Source organism: Candidatus Krumholzibacteriota bacterium, assembly GCA_016932415.1.
GTDB lineage: Bacteria > Krumholzibacteriota > Krumholzibacteriia > Krumholzibacteriales > Krumholzibacteriaceae > Krumholzibacterium.
Window position 1 is genome coordinate 224,351 of sequence record JAFGCX010000010.1, and the last position, 14,054, is coordinate 238,404.

The window sequence follows — 14,054 nt, forward strand, 5'->3', positions numbered from 1 at the left end:
CTGGCAGTTATACCCGGATGCTCGCAGCGGCAGGATTACTTGTGACGCGGGATCGGACAGGAAATCTCTCATTGTCTGTTTATTGACAGTTTTGTTTAAAGAAGAAAAGATTTTCAACCTGCATATCTTCGAAAAGATATTCGATCCCCTCGACGTATTGATCTGTTTCTCATCCGTGTCGATCGCCACGGCAGTCGACAGGTCGATCTTTGCAGGAGAGATTCAATCTCTGGCTGTTTAATAATCAAGATGGAAATAAATGTCCGATTAAGGGATATAAGACCAGCGGAGGTCATCAGATGAATCACAAAAAGAGGCTGGCGCTCGGATCGGTGATGTCGATCATAGGAGCTGCCGGCATGATACTAGGGCCGGTTTTCGGAGCGACAGATCTGACAGGTCCATGGAGTTTCATCACCGGTTTCCTGACAGGGTTGACAGGAGGTATCGGAGTCGCCCTTGCTTTATCAGGATTGATCGATTCGAGAAAATCGCGGTAGGCGCGATCTTGTTCTCGGATCGATGTAAAAGGAATTTGCCTATGGAATTGTCATTCAATCCACTGACCCCGGAGAGATGGAATGATTTTACCGCTCTCTTTGGCGAGCGCGGCGCCTGTGGCGGATGCTGGTGCATGTTGTGGCGTCTTCCACCAAAGCAGTTCCGGGCCGGCAAGGGAGAAGGTAACAGGCTCGCTATGAAGGCGCTTGTCGATGCTGGAGAAGTACCCGGTATCCTTGCTTTTGATGGCGACCGGCCGGTAGGCTGGTGCGCGATAAGTCCGAGAGAGAGTTATTGCGCTTTGGAAAGATCACGGATCCTCAGTCCTGTCGACGACCGGCCATGCTGGTCGGTGACATGCTTCTTTATTGAAAAATCGTACAGGAAAAAAGGGGTATCGACAGAGTTGCTGAAAGCGGCGATTGAATATGCCAGGTCCCGGGGCGCGAAAATCGTCGAAGGGTATCCCGTGGAACCCTCTTCCGGTAAGGAAATACCTCCGGCGTTCGCGTGGACCGGGATCCCCGCCGCTTTCATACGGGCTGGTTTCACAGAGGTCGCAAGACGCTCGCCCGCAAGACCTGTCATGAGGGTAGAGATAGACCGGAAGGATCGATCGACCTGATACCGGTACAGGACCGGTGGAAATTGTCTGAAGAAAAGAGGAATAGAATGTCTGACAAGGTGAGGCAAAGAGGAAGGGATCTGTTCGATTCAGGGTACTGCTGAGCTGAAAGCGTTCTGCTTTCCGTGACTGAAAGCAAGGGACTCGTCTCGGAGTTGATCCCGAAGATAGCTACCGGATTCTGCGCTGGTATCTCCAGGACTGGATATCTCTGTGGAGCTCTCAGCGGGGCGATAATGGCTGTGAGTATCTTTATGGGAAGAAACTCGCCTGCGCAGTCCGCCGAGCAGTGCTATGAAGCGGTTCAGAGATTGAAAGAGATATTCAATAACAGATTCGGTTCTGTCAACTGTCTCGATCTGACCGGATGCGATCTGGCGACAGAGAGGGGCCAGCGAGCCTTCGAGGATGATGACCTGCATGAGAAGTGCAGTGACTACGTTTCTGAGGCAGCCGGGTTCGCGCTCGACCTGATAGGCGGTAACGATTGAGATGGTACGCAGGCCTGGGGAAATGGACGTTAATTCTGTCGGAGGCAGTCGTCGCAGTTCTCGTTGTTCTTTCGATATGGTCATCGGTATCAGCCTGTACGGCTTTTGTGCTGAAACGCGATGACAGTATCATTCTGGCGAAGAATCTTGACTGGCCGGTGGGGGAAGGATTTATCTGCGTCAACCGCAGGAGTGTGGACAAATCGTCATTTCCTGCAGGTAGTACGAAGCCCCTTAAGTGGAGATCGCTTTATGGAAGCGTGACCTTTAACCAGTTTGGAAAAGAATTCCCGCTCGGCGGGATGAATGAAAAAGGCCTTGTAATCGAGGAACTGAGCTATAACCTGTCAGACTATCCCGGATCAGGCAACTTTTTCCTCAACGAATTCCAGTGGATCCAGTACCATCTGGACAATTCAGGATCGGTCTCGCAGGTGCTTGAAAGCCTTGACAGGATAATTGTCTCTCCATTGCTTGTCAGGCTGCATTATTTTTTATGTGATCGAACCGGTCAGGCGGCGATCATTGAATTCATCTCTGGAGAGGTAAGGTCGTATACCGGTACCGATGCGGCGGTAGAGGTCCTTACCAATAACAGTTATGAGAATTCCCTGCGATACCTCCGGCGCCACCGCGGTTTTGGAGGAGATATCGCCATTCCCGGGGGGGCGACTTCGCCCGAGAGGTTTGTAAGGACTGTCGCTCTTTTGCGCGATGAAGAAAGATCAAAAAGCAAGGCGGCTTTATCAGCGGCTTTTTTTGTACTCGATTCGGTTCGGCAGGATGACACGAAATGGAGTATCGCATATGATATTATGGGGGGTGGGATCCATTTAAGAACCGGATGCTCACCGGCGATCCATTCTTTAAGCGTCGGCGATTTCGATTTTGAACAGGAGCCGATGATCCGATTTATAACTACTGACTGTGGGAAAAAGACTTCAAACAGGTTTAAACCTTTCACAGATCCTGAAAACAGAAGACTGCTGGAGTTTGTCTTCGAGAGATCGACAGAGGAAGGTCTTCTCGAAAAAAAAGTGGCCGAGGAGCTTCTGGGCAGGTTTCTCAGATATTGTGGAGGCAGTGGAGATCGCTGAATACACGATCACCTGTCTATCTTAAAACGAGGGACTGAAATCCGCTGCTCTCGCGCAGATTCCCTGAATGCCCCGATCGGGAAATATGATCAGGCAGATGAATGAATGATAGTAATTGAACGAACGGATATAAGCGGGTATAGTCAGTCTGATTCCTGTTCAGGCTCGTTCAAAGAGGGTTTGGCTGGTGCGCCGTCTTGTCCATAGTCGAGACGGGAGTTACTCCAGATCATTCTCCTGAAAGGAGAGCGATTTTATGAATAAAGGCAGAAGATGCTTTCTTGCCGCTGCCATAGTCTCGATATCTCTTTTTAATCTTCTCTGCTCGGGGAAGAAGCCTCAGGACCCGGGACGGTATTACAGTCCGGACAAAGAGTTCTCAATAGTTTTTCCCGATGGCTGGCAGGTCAAGGTCGAAGACTCGTTCGGCGGCTCTTTTACCGAAGCAGTGAGTCCATGGGAAAGCGATGAGGACATCTTTTCAGAATATATCGGAATAGATATAGAGGAGATGCCGCAGAAGACGGGCCTTTCAGATTTATTTGACAGCATGGTCGAGGAACAGGCAGGGGAATTCGACTATTTCGCGGAGATCGAGAGGGGGGATATCAGGATCAATGGTGAAGAGGCGAAATTTCTGATATTCGATATCGCGATGGCCGAGGGAAAGAACAGGGTGATAAGTTATACCATGGTCAGGGGCAGAAAAAGTTGCCTGATAAGTTGCGTCGCCGAGGATTTGAAGTATGACGAGTATAAAAACATGTTCGAGAGATCTGCCGCGACATTCCGTTTTGAATAGGCGTCTATCGAACAGTCCTGATCACGGGAGGGGGAACCAATCATGAACGCTGGAAGAAAAACCCTTATAACGGGAGTCCTCATCTTTCTTCTGTTCATTGCTTCAGCAAATACCTGCTACGGGGAGACTCTAACCGAAGATGAATATGAAGTGATCTCGGCACTGGTGGAATCGTATTACGGGAGCGATATCGATCTGATCCTGATAGCCGAGATGACTGAACCGTGGTGTATCGTCGTCCACCTCGGGGAGATTAAGAAAAAATGGAAGGAACTCAGCGATGAGACATTTGATTCGATTATCAGGCGTAACGCCAGCGCCGTGGTTCTTGAAAGGAAGCTGAAGATCGATGCCGATTACAGGTTGATATCGATGGAAGAATATTTCAGTATTCTCGGTGACAGTCTTTCTCAGGACTGGGATAATTTCGACAGGATCTATCCTGACACTCCGGGAGTACTTGTCCTGTCCAGGGCAGGATTCAATTCTGACCGGTCGCAGGCGCTTGTCTACTTCTGCAATGCCTACAGGTGCAGCGATGAACGTATCCTTCCGAAGACCAGGAATATAGCATTCTTTCTGAAAAAGGACGGAAAGTGGAGACTGAAAGAGACAGTAAAGGGCTTCAGGACATTTTCCGGTTTCGAAACAGGCAGGCCGTAAACTGAATAAAGCCGGTGACAGGGTATCCATTATGGAAGTCACCAGGCCGGTGTGAACTGTGCGGCGCTCTTGAGCGAAACATTCCCGGAAATCAGGCGTATAATCAGTACGAGATGATAGTTATATTCGAACTTGCTGGAGGTCTGTCATGAAAATAGAGACAAGAAAGGGCCTGATACGGAATATTCTGTTCTATTCCTCTTTCATACTGATATTCTTTTGCGTCAGGTCGTCTGTCTTTGCCAGTTATGTGGTTCCTACCGGTTCGATGCGGCCCACGATCCTTGAAGGGGATTTCTTCTATTCAAACAAGCTTGCTTACCGTTTGAAAGTGCCTTTTACCAAGACAAGCATTGTGGAATGGTCTTCGCCGGAAAGGGGAGACGTTGTCGTCTTCAAGTTCCCCGGTAGGGAAAGGTCCCTGTTCACGAAGAGGGTGATCGGCGTAGAGGGAGATATCGTCGAGTTCAGGAACGGGAGGCTCCATATAAATGGAGAGAAAATAGATCAGAGGGCCATCGGCAAAACCGGTGAGGCCGATCTGTATGAAGAGGATCTTTTTGGCAGGGTGCACAAGATCCAGCATATCCGTTCCGCGAGGCACGCGGATAATATGAAGATGAGTATTCCCGAAGGGTACGTATTCGTGATGGGCGATAACAGGGAAAACAGTTATGACAGCAGGTACTGGGGCTTGCTTCCCCTGGGGAATATTGAAGGCAAGCTCTCGGTCTGCTGGTTCTCGTTCGACAGTAAAAGGCTGATGCCACGGTTCGACAGGATCAGAGTCATGTGAAAAGACCTGTTTGTCTCCGGGAAAGACGGCCGCGAATTTTTATCCGGCCGTTTTTACGTCACTCGAGCAAGCTTATTCCATTCGAAAAAACCTTCCTTAGGCGCGGTAGCGAAGCGCGTCTGGCTGGAAAAAGACTATCGATGTTGACGGACAGTCGTTAAACGGTTAATCTTTCTTGCGTCAATCACAGGATCGGGAAGGAAATACGATAATGAATACCGGTGCGCTTAACGGTTACGCCGTCATCTCTGTCCTCTTCGGCGCCGTCTCATGTTTCTGGGGGTATCGCGCTTTCAGGGCAGTCCTGGGGATCATCGGTTTCATCACGGGGGCCTGGCTTGCCGGAGGTGTCACGGCTACCTTTACCGGGGGGATCGGGATCGTCGCCCTGATCGCCGGTGTTGCCGGAGGTCTTATCGTCGGATCGATCTTTGTCACACTGTACTATATGGGAATCTTCATAGTCGGTGCTGCCGCCGGATGGCTTTCATGTGTAATGATGGCCAGTATGGCTGGAAACGGGATGAATATAATCCTGTTTATAATCCTTGCGGCAGCAGGTGGAATACTCGCTGTCTCATTCCAGCGATTCGTCCTGACAGTCTCGACGGCTGTGATCGGAGCCTGGTACATTGTTACGGGAATATTGCTTTTCTTCAGAAGCGCGCTGGCATCAGTGGTGGTATTCAGAGTGCCTGGACAGGTAGTCCTCCCCGATATTGGATCCCGTCTCATCGTGCTTTTAAGCTGGTTTTTTCTTGCCTTATCGGGAGTCGTATTCCAGTATAGATTTTCCGGGCAAAAGAGATCCGGGAAAAAGTGATCTGCGTTACCGGTCACTCGTATCGATCAAACCGGACAAGACCGACAGGAGTAAGATGAAAAGGGAAGAAAGCGGCGATATAAGGGGAATCGAGAGATTCAGGGAAGTCGACGGCAAGGGAGGAGAGAAAGCGGTAAAGGATCTCGAAGAACTGGTTCCGGAGATCGGCCGCTATATAATAGAGTTTCCATTCGGGGATATATATTCGCGTCCAGGGCTGGATCTGAGGACGAGGGAACTGGCGGCTATAGCTTCCCTTGTCACTTCGGGTAATTGCGAACCGCAGCTTCGCCTTCATATCCATGCCGCTCTCAATGTGGGAGCTACGCGCCAGGAGGTAATAGAAGTAATACTGCAGATGGCGGTCTATACGGGATTTCCCAGGGCTTTGAACGCCCTCTATACGGCCCGTGATCTGTTTGGAAAAAGGGACCTGAAAAAAAAGAAATGATAGCGGATCGGGGATCAGGCGATCTGAAGGGAGAAATCTATGTATATGGACCTCAGCGGGATGACGGTACTCGTAACAGGAGGCAGCGGTGGGATAGGAGAAGAAATATCCGGAATGCTTGTGGATTGCGGCGCCAGGGTAGCACTGCATTATAACAGCAGCAGGAAACGGGCGGAAGAATTGATAGAAAAATTCGACAACGGGTCGATGGCGTTCCAGGCGGACCTTTCGATAAGAGGTAATGCCGAAGGGTTGTTCGGGGATGTCGTAAAAAAGATGGGAAAAGTCGAGGTCCTGGTCAATAATGCCGGTGTCATAGAGAACGCGCCGGTCTCTCTTGATACTGGAGAGTGGATCGACATATGGGAACGTACCATGGCCACGAATCTTACTTCAGCGGGAGCCTTATGTCACTGTGCTATTAACCATTTTATGAAAGGTTCAGGAGGGCGGATAATCAATATCGCTTCGAGAGCGGCTTTCCGCGGCGAAAAAGAGGATTTTCTCGCCTATGCGGCTTCAAAAGGCGGGATGGTGTCGCTGAGCAGGTCTATAGCGAGGTCTTTTGGAATGCACAATATCAAATCTTTCGTCATCGCCCCGGGGTATGTCTGGACGCCGATGACCGAAAGAATCGCCGATAAACAGGAGATAATCGATAACGAACTCGCTCTGGGCGAAATGACCGAGCCCAAAGATATCGCCCCTCTGGTAGCATTTATCTCGGCAGGCTTACTCGATCATGGTACAGGTTCGACTATCGATATAAATGCGGGCAGCTATATCAGGTGAAAGTGGTCTGTGCGGAGGAGTTCCTTGATTATTCAACAGGATCCGTCTAAGGATGGTATTCGCCGGCAGGTCCAGCGAGAGAGGAGAATATCTTGAGCGAGCAGGAATATTTTGAAGCTAAAAAAGCAGACGCTATCCTCAGGCCGACTGTCGATTCGGCTTTTTCTAACGGGTGGAACCAGACCTGGAAAAATTTTCTCGAACTTCTTCTCGTCGTCGTGATCGTCATCGCCGTGACCGGGCCGCCGATCGCGATTTTCACATCTGCCGGCAGAGGCTTTCATCCATACTGGAATCCGGTCGCGGGGTTTTACGTCTATCTTTACTCATTCCTCGTGATCGCTCCACTTAAGTACGGGGCATTTTTCGTATATCTGCAGGCGGCGAGAAGGGAAAAGTGCGACGTAGGAAGGCTTTCAGAAGGGTTCAAGAATTATCTCAATGCCATCCTGTCCCATCTGCTCGTTCAGTTCATGATCGGCGTCGGGTTAATGTTCCTGGTGATACCGGGCATATTTCTGGCGTGTAAACTGGCTTTTGTACCTTTTCTCGTAGTAGACAGGAAACTTGACGCTATCGAGGCGATCAGGCAGAGCTGGAATCTTACGAACGGTCACGGGATGGATATCTTCGTCATTTATCTCCTTTCGATCCCGATCGTGATAGCGGGGCTGCTCTGCCTTGGTGTTGGGATCATTCCCGCCGTGATCTGGACGAGGGTGACGCTGGCATCGATCTACGAGGCTGTGCTGGTCAGGGAACGGGTCTCCGAGACGGCCTGAAAAGCGCGTCCACAGGCGTAGTATAAGCGGCTCCTGAACGCTGGAAGCGTAGGTCGGCCATTTTGATCCGGCTGGAACGGGACCGGAATATTTTCCGGGGAAGAGAGAGGTATGGAAGAGGAAAATAAAGGATCGCAGCCGTTTCCCGTTTCGGTGGATGGCTGGTTCAGCAGCGGGATGAATATATTAAAGACCAGGACCGGTACCCTGCTTTCCGGTATGGCCGTGATCATATTATATTCGCTTTTCCTGCTCATGCTTGGCCGGATCCCCTCTGGAGAGACGATCGGGATAATCATTCAACTTTCCTTTGGACTGATATTGACGGCTGGATGGTTGAATTTCTGTTTGAGACTGGTCAGGGGGGAAGAGGATATCCGCACAGCTGACATATTCCGCGTCTTTTCCGATTTTCAGCCTGTCTGGCTTCTTTCGATCTCACTTTCACTGTTGATCGCTCTCGGGACTTTCCTTTTTGTCATCCCGGGCATATTTGCGATCCTGAGGCTGGGAATGAGTATATTCATAGTCGTCGACAAGAAGCTTCCGATGGCAGATTCTTTCCGATTCAGTATCGCGATGACACGCGGACATGAGGGCAAGCTTCTGATCTATTATGGCATCCTTCTGGGCCTGTACGGACTGGCAGTCTTCCCGTATCTTATAAATATGCCTTCTCTGGGGCTGTTTACATCCTCGATCTTTAACTTTCTCATAACTCCCGTGCTCGGGGTGACATACGCCTCAGCCTATGACAGTCTTCTTTATATCTACGAGGAGGAAAGGTCGACGCGATGAGATCAGCAAGAGAATCGGGATCATTGATCATGACGGTATCGGTCATCCTTCTGTTTCTTTCAGCCGCCGCAGATGCGGGGGACCCTCAAATTGACCGCTGCGTCATTGAAAAGAGTCTTTCGTCGGTAACGGCAAGCGCCTTTGCTGAAATAGCTCTTGCCTGTATTCAAAGGGAATTTCCAAATAAACCGGGCCATGTAATGAGCAATGCCGCGCAGGTGCTGGGCCCCGGCGAGCTGCACCCGGCATTCTACGGGTGTTTTGACTGGCACTCTTCCGTTCATGGACACTGGATGCTGGCCAGGATCATCAATCTTTTTCCGGAAATAGAAGAGGGCGCGAGGATCAGGGAGGCGCTTTCAGACAATCTCTCAGTCGAAAATATAGCTGCTGAAACTGAATATTTTAAAGATATAGAAAGAAAATCGTTTGAACGTACATACGGCTGGGCGTGGCTTCTCAAGCTGGCAGGAGAACTGGATCGATCAGACGACCAGGTCCTGAAGGGTCTTTCCGTCAACCTGCGGCCTCTCGCTGACCTGATAGTCGAGAGGTATACAGGGTTTCTTCCCACTCAGACATACCCGATTAGAAGAGGCGTCCATCCGAATACGGCGTTCGGGATCGCCTTTGCCATTGATTACGCGAGGATGGCAGGCAAAAAGGAATTTGAGGATCTTTTGATCGAACGGAGCAGGAGCTATTTTCTCGGGGATAGAGGATGTCCGGGCGGTTGGGAACCTGACGGAGACGATTTTTTCTCTCCCTGCCTCATCGAAGCCGATCTCATGAGAAGAGTCCTTGGCAGGGAAGAGTTCAGCGACTGGCTTGAAAGTTTTCTCCCTGGATTGAGGGACTCCGAGCCGGAGAGTCTTCTCATTCCAGCGATAGTCTCGGACAGAAGCGATCCAAAGATAGTACACCTCGACGGCCTCAATCTCAGCAGAGCCTGGTGTATGTGGGCGATAGCTTCGGCGTTGCCCGATGGCGATATCCGGGCGGAGGTACTGGAAAAATCAGCATGCCGTCACGCCGAAGCGGCTCTCGCGAATATCGCCAGCGGGAATTACGAAGGAGAACACTGGCTCGCTTCTTTCGCCGTCTACCTTCTTACGCCGGACTGATCGCGCGCGGAATGGTTTTTGTCAACCTTGTTCTTTAGATACTTCTATCCTCTCCCCGTACTCTATTCCCCGTTCTTTCAGCCCCGCGAGAATGTATCTGACGCATTCATGCGATCGCCCGATATATTCCGGAGGAGATACTCCCTTGTCCAGGTAGAGTCCCTCGGCGAGCATCCTCAGAACTACGGTGGCCGTGTAGCCGGTCGCTCTGGCCATCGAATGTATCCCTGTCTCTTCGTCACGCCTGTCGTAGAGATCGTATCTGTATCTTAACGGTTTTCCATCCTTCTTCCCGTCGATGATGACCCTCATGACGGTTATGTCGACGTCGTTCTCACCGAGTCTCCAGCTTTGGAAAAGGAGTTCTGAAGTAAGGTCAAGGGGACGGATCCGGGCTCCGGAGATCTCGATCTCATCCTTGCTGAAAAATCCTGTCTCGCGAAGAAGAAGCATTTTTTCGACATGGCCGGGATACCTCAAGGTCTTTTCCTTCATGTTTATCCCCTTGATCGTCGATGCCAGCGTTCTGAGCCCGTCGCTGTTGAACGCTTCAAGAGTACCGATACGGGGAAAATCGATCAATTCGGTCTCCGTCAGGGCTGGCCTTGAAATATGTCTGCCGTTTTCGACGATCCTTGCCGGCCTGGTATATTCCTCGATGACATCGGCGGGAGAAAAAACGGCTTTATATTCATATGGCCATTCCCTCTTTTCAGGAAGTCCTCCAACATAGATCACTACGTTTGAAGTCTCATCGAGTATGGAGTCGACGTATCCGGTCAGAATATTGCTCATTCCCGGGGCCACCCCGCAATCCATAATGGCAATGACACCCTGTTTCAGGGCCAGATCGGAAAGGAGGAAGGGATCTTCAGGAAAGAAAGCTATATCGACTATATTTCTGCCCGCTTCGATAACGGCTTTGAATGTACGGAAACCGATCTCTCCCGGGACCGCGCTGACGACAAAATCGAAAGGCGTGGCGAGGTCCTTTACCCTGATTGGATCAGAGAGGTCGCTCTCCACCGTCTCTACGGGGACTTCCGATCTGAGCCGCGCGAGGTTACCGGGATCTATATCAGCGGCGGTCACTTCGAATCGGTCGTCTTTTGCGATATCTGCTGCTATGGGACCTCCCACGAGGCCCGCGCCAAGTACCAGGACTTTCATTATATCCTCCCGTGGCCGGTTTATTACCGGTCTCTGTTGTGCCAGGATCCATGCGGGTTATATGTCAGCGGAAAGGCTTTATCTCAGAGGCCGTTGGAACGGTTCAGACAGATCACCAGGGAGTCGCGATATTTGCAGAATACGTAGTTCATGTCATAAATTAAATCATCCATGATCTTAATATACCGATGATCGCGATAAAGTCAATGAAAGAGCTTTCCTGCCTCCGGCATCATCCCCGGGAAAGCCGGTCGGGACGGGCTGATTGAGAGGTAATATTCCGATGCGCGCAATCGATACCACGGCCCCGTACTGAAAAAAACGAATCATAAAAATACTTGAAAAAGAGGCTGGAATATTGTAACAGTTGTAAATATTTAACAAGTCGAATATTTAATCACTTGGTAAAAAGGTGAGATAAAGATGTCTCCAAAAGAGGAACAAATCGAAAAGATGGCTGATCTGATCTGTCTTTTACGGCAGAAATGCGCTTTGAAGGATCTCTATTTCGTCAAGCAGGTAGGGATATCTACCGCTGAATACAACTGCCTTATGCAGTTTTTCAACCTGAAATCCATCGGCATGAAGGAGATAGGTCAGAGGCTTGGCATTACTCCCGGCGGAGTGACCCGGATCATCTCCGGCCTGGAGAAACAGGGGATCGTAATCAGGAAGATCTCATCCGAAGACAGAAGGAATATCGATGTCGACCTTACTCAGAAGGGGATGAAGATAGTCGAGGATATCAGGCAGGTCTCGCTCGATCTGCACTCCGAGATCATGGCGCAGATCAATCCGGAGCATCAGCAGTCGGTATTTTTCGCCATCGAACAATTGATCAGCGCGATAGACGTCTGGGTCAAGGGGCATAGGGAGCGATAAGGAGAGGCGTCGACTCTTACCGCCAGAGAGGCCCTTTTCAATCGCGCGCCGGTCTTCCGATTCCCGCCTGCGAGACGAGTATGCCTGACAGCATGAGCGCGCAACCGATCAGACCACGAATCGGTATCGTCTCACCGAGTACGATCCACCCACCGATAGCGGCGAATACTGTCTCAAGACTGAGGATTATCGCCGTGTGTGAAGCGGAAGTCCGCCTCTGGGCGATCACCTGGAGGGTATAAGCGATCCCGACGGAGAGGAGTCCTCCGTACAGGATGGGGATAGATGCCCGGATCAGTCCGGTCGGTTCGATCGTCTCGATCAGTGCCGCTGCCGTAAAGCTGAGAAACGAGCAGACAATGAATTGTACAAGGGCTAGAAGAAGCGAGTTGACGCGCCTCGTGGCAGATCCAATCAAAAGAACATGGACTGCCCAGAAAAAAGTACCGGCGAGCACAAGGAGATCGCCTTTGCCGATATTGAAATTACCCCTGAAGCTCAGCAGATATAGCCCTGTTGCCGCCAGCGCGATCCCTGTCCAGGTCTTCGAACCGGTCCTTTGTCCGATGAATATCCCAAGGACCGGAACGAGGACTACGTACAGTCCCGTAATAAAACCGGCTTTTCCCGCCGTGGTGCTTACCAGGCCGGTCTGCTGAAGGGAAGCCCCGCAGAAAAGGACGATACCGGCGGCGATCCCGTTTTTTAATACAGGGGATAGAGCTTTTTCCCGGTCGCCCCTTCTTGAAGATATTACGAACGGGATAAGTACGATCGAGCCCAGGGCAAAACGGACGGCGTTGAAAATATAAGGCCCTACATGATCCATCCCGGCTCTCTGGGCGACAAAAGCAAAACCCCATATGACCGACGCAAGCAGGAGAAGGACCTCAGCTCCGCGCGATTGAGTTTTCGCGATGCTTTTCCCCCTGTTGGGACCGGGTGATTCTTTTTTATCCCGTACGATACCTTGTTCCTCTTTCCCGCTTACGAATATCGGGGCTTGTCTATTTCGCGAACCTGTAGATAGATTCCTTGATCTTTCCCAGGTAATATGAGGATGGTCGCTGCCCGTAGTCCATATACCTGTAACCGTCAATCTCGAATGGTATGGCGAGTTCGATCTGAGTCCCGTTATGCCAGTCATTGAATGAATCGACGCACATGAAAGACGGAGAGATCCTTATAGCGTTTCCCATTACCTCCGAGAGATATTCACCGTCTCGCCTTTCGACCGTATTCGCGCGGTTCAGCGGCCGTATCCTTGTATCGTCGTATCCCGGGGCTATGCAGGGGATGAAGATCATATCGTTATCCCATGACCACTGGGCCAGCATCGGCCAGTTGTCCGGATCAGACGCGAAAGTCGGACCATTCGATCCACGACGGTTGTAAAAACCGTCAAAATTGCCGTTGAGAAGTAATTCCCCGTCCCCTTCTTCTTCCCACAATCCTATCACGAGGGCGTCCAATTGACTGTTTCTTATTGTCCGGCTGCCTTCGGGGGAAAGTATCTCGGCCCACTCAGATACCGGTATCAGGGAGGAAGAGGCTATATAGAACATCGGTATCTCGCCGAACCTGTCAGTCCGGTAGAAAGCTTCATGCTGGCCGTATCGTTGGAGGATATACTCGATCGCCTCTCGCGTAGCCAGAGCTGTCCTGCCTTTAAAAGGTTCTATATGGAAGCAGGCTTTTATTCCGGATTTTTCCGCCGCTCGAAGTATTCCCTCGACCGCCGCGTCCGAGAAAGAGTCTTTCCCCCACCATGAAATGCAAATCACTCCTGTCTGAGTCGCCGCTATCTGGGCCATATGATAATCTACGATCTCCGGATCGTTTGAACTGTAGCACCCGTAAGCAGGGTAGAAGGAAGAAGCAATATCGTCACCGCCCCTGTACGATACCTCTTTGCCGGTAGGAAGATACCGGGGCGAATCCCATCCGTACCAATCCGAGTCGATCTCGGGCGTACCGTACCAGCAGTAGTAGAAAATATGGATATCGCGAGACCTTCTAAGCATCGGAGGCTTGTCGACGACAGTATCTTTTCTGCCTCCGCATGAGGGGAGAATAAGGGTCAACAGGATCATAAAGAATATTATTCTGCGCATGACATTCTCCATCTTGCCAGTGGTTTGTCTTTCATCGAAGAAGAGGATAGTCGAGACGCGTATCATTGTCAATCAGGTCATCACGGAAAGAGTGGCGCAAAAGTAAAAATATCATACCGGTTCTTGACATATCTGTTTTTTCC

At 50.6% G+C, this 14,054-nt stretch carries 16 protein-coding genes and 1 pseudogene; 14 read left to right on the forward strand and 3 right to left on the reverse strand.

What is annotated here, in order from left to right:
* The first annotated feature begins 299 nt into the window (after window positions 1-299).
* The 13 genes from JW814_03800 (at window position 300) to JW814_03860 (ending at window position 9,745) form a co-directional block, all read left to right on the forward strand.
* Window positions 300-500, forward strand: coding sequence for a hypothetical protein (locus JW814_03800; protein MBN2070561.1), 201 nt, complete (start codon window positions 300-302; stop codon window positions 498-500).
* Window positions 501-541: 41 nt separating this feature from the next.
* The gene (locus JW814_03805) at window positions 542-1,126 is read left to right on the forward strand and encodes a GNAT family N-acetyltransferase (GenBank protein ID MBN2070562.1); all 585 of its coding nucleotides are present in this window, start codon (window positions 542-544) and stop codon (window positions 1,124-1,126) included.
* Between the two features lie 125 nt (window positions 1,127-1,251).
* Window positions 1,252-1,617, forward strand: coding sequence for a C_GCAxxG_C_C family protein (locus tag JW814_03810; protein ID MBN2070563.1), 366 nt, complete (start codon window positions 1,252-1,254; stop codon window positions 1,615-1,617).
* On the forward strand, window positions 1,614-2,714 hold the full coding sequence (locus JW814_03815) for a linear amide C-N hydrolase (GenBank protein ID MBN2070564.1): 1,101 nt from the start codon (window positions 1,614-1,616) through the stop codon (window positions 2,712-2,714). The genes JW814_03810 and JW814_03815 overlap by 4 nt, the downstream gene beginning before the upstream one ends.
* 256 nt (window positions 2,715-2,970) lie before the next feature.
* Entirely contained in the window at window positions 2,971-3,516 is a 546-nt protein-coding gene (locus JW814_03820; protein ID MBN2070565.1) for a hypothetical protein, read from the forward strand.
* 42 nt (window positions 3,517-3,558) lie between these two features.
* Window positions 3,559-4,179, forward strand: coding sequence for a hypothetical protein (locus JW814_03825; protein ID MBN2070566.1), 621 nt, complete (start codon window positions 3,559-3,561; stop codon window positions 4,177-4,179).
* 148 nt (window positions 4,180-4,327) lie between these two features.
* On the forward strand, window positions 4,328-4,975 hold the full coding sequence (lepB, locus tag JW814_03830) for a signal peptidase I (protein MBN2070567.1): 648 nt from the start codon (window positions 4,328-4,330) through the stop codon (window positions 4,973-4,975).
* Between the two features lie 211 nt (window positions 4,976-5,186).
* Window positions 5,187-5,798, forward strand: a complete 612-nt coding sequence (locus JW814_03835) for a DUF4203 domain-containing protein (protein ID MBN2070568.1) — start codon at window positions 5,187-5,189, stop codon at window positions 5,796-5,798.
* Window positions 5,799-5,853: 55 nt separating this feature from the next.
* Window positions 5,854-6,249, forward strand: a complete 396-nt coding sequence (locus JW814_03840; GenBank protein MBN2070569.1) for a carboxymuconolactone decarboxylase family protein — start codon at window positions 5,854-5,856, stop codon at window positions 6,247-6,249.
* A gap of 45 nt (window positions 6,250-6,294) precedes the next feature.
* Window positions 6,295-7,041, forward strand: coding sequence for an SDR family oxidoreductase (locus JW814_03845; GenBank protein MBN2070570.1), 747 nt, complete (start codon window positions 6,295-6,297; stop codon window positions 7,039-7,041).
* 92 nt (window positions 7,042-7,133) lie between these two features.
* Window positions 7,134-7,823, forward strand: coding sequence for a hypothetical protein (locus tag JW814_03850; protein MBN2070571.1), 690 nt, complete (start codon window positions 7,134-7,136; stop codon window positions 7,821-7,823).
* Between the two features lie 111 nt (window positions 7,824-7,934).
* A complete protein-coding gene (locus JW814_03855) occupies window positions 7,935-8,621 on the forward strand; it encodes a hypothetical protein (GenBank protein ID MBN2070572.1) in 687 nt (228 codons plus the stop codon).
* Window positions 8,618-9,745: a DUF2891 domain-containing protein gene (locus tag JW814_03860; protein MBN2070573.1), complete on the forward strand. Its 1,128-nt coding sequence runs from the start codon at window positions 8,618-8,620 to the stop codon at window positions 9,743-9,745. Before JW814_03855 ends, JW814_03860 begins: the two co-directional genes overlap by 4 nt.
* Window positions 9,746-9,766: 21 nt before the next feature.
* Here the strand turns inward: JW814_03860 and JW814_03865 are convergent, their stop codons facing one another.
* Window positions 9,767-10,915, reverse strand: a complete 1,149-nt coding sequence (locus JW814_03865; protein MBN2070574.1) for a saccharopine dehydrogenase NADP-binding domain-containing protein — start codon at window positions 10,913-10,915, stop codon at window positions 9,767-9,769.
* Between the two features lie 423 nt (window positions 10,916-11,338).
* Here JW814_03865 and JW814_03870 point away from each other — a divergent pair, with 423 nt between their 5' ends.
* Window positions 11,339-11,797 (forward strand): MarR family transcriptional regulator, encoded by a 459-nt coding sequence (locus tag JW814_03870; GenBank protein ID MBN2070575.1) that lies wholly within the window; start codon window positions 11,339-11,341, stop codon window positions 11,795-11,797.
* A 37-nt stretch (window positions 11,798-11,834) separates the two neighbouring features.
* On the opposite strand, the pseudogene JW814_03875 reads toward JW814_03870, so the two are convergent.
* Both JW814_03875 and JW814_03880 read right to left on the reverse strand, forming a co-directional pair.
* Window positions 11,835-12,704 (reverse strand): annotated as a pseudogene (locus JW814_03875) (DMT family transporter).
* A gap of 100 nt (window positions 12,705-12,804) precedes the next feature.
* Window positions 12,805-13,911 (reverse strand): alpha-mannosidase, encoded by a 1,107-nt coding sequence (locus tag JW814_03880; protein ID MBN2070576.1) that lies wholly within the window; start codon window positions 13,909-13,911, stop codon window positions 12,805-12,807.
* Between the last annotated feature and the right edge of the window lie 143 nt (window positions 13,912-14,054).

Coding starts and splice junctions, on each gene's coding strand:
- JW814_03825 (MBN2070566.1), top strand. CDS start 3,559: ATGAACGCTGGAAGAAAAACCCTTATAACGGGAGTCCTCATCTTTCTT.
- JW814_03860 (MBN2070573.1), top strand. CDS start 8,618: ATGAGATCAGCAAGAGAATCGGGATCATTGATCATGACGGTATCGGTC.
- JW814_03835 (MBN2070568.1), top strand. CDS start 5,187: ATGAATACCGGTGCGCTTAACGGTTACGCCGTCATCTCTGTCCTCTTC.
- JW814_03855 (MBN2070572.1), top strand. CDS start 7,935: ATGGAAGAGGAAAATAAAGGATCGCAGCCGTTTCCCGTTTCGGTGGAT.
- JW814_03880 (MBN2070576.1), bottom strand. CDS start 13,911: ATGCGCAGAATAATATTCTTTATGATCCTGTTGACCCTTATTCTCCCC.
- JW814_03845 (MBN2070570.1), top strand. CDS start 6,295: ATGGACCTCAGCGGGATGACGGTACTCGTAACAGGAGGCAGCGGTGGG.
- JW814_03820 (MBN2070565.1), top strand. CDS start 2,971: ATGAATAAAGGCAGAAGATGCTTTCTTGCCGCTGCCATAGTCTCGATA.
- JW814_03840 (MBN2070569.1), top strand. CDS start 5,854: ATGAAAAGGGAAGAAAGCGGCGATATAAGGGGAATCGAGAGATTCAGG.
- lepB (MBN2070567.1), top strand. CDS start 4,328: ATGAAAATAGAGACAAGAAAGGGCCTGATACGGAATATTCTGTTCTAT.
- JW814_03800 (MBN2070561.1), top strand. CDS start 300: ATGAATCACAAAAAGAGGCTGGCGCTCGGATCGGTGATGTCGATCATA.
- JW814_03870 (MBN2070575.1), top strand. CDS start 11,339: ATGTCTCCAAAAGAGGAACAAATCGAAAAGATGGCTGATCTGATCTGT.
- JW814_03865 (MBN2070574.1), bottom strand. CDS start 10,915: ATGAAAGTCCTGGTACTTGGCGCGGGCCTCGTGGGAGGTCCCATAGCA.
- JW814_03805 (MBN2070562.1), top strand. CDS start 542: ATGGAATTGTCATTCAATCCACTGACCCCGGAGAGATGGAATGATTTT.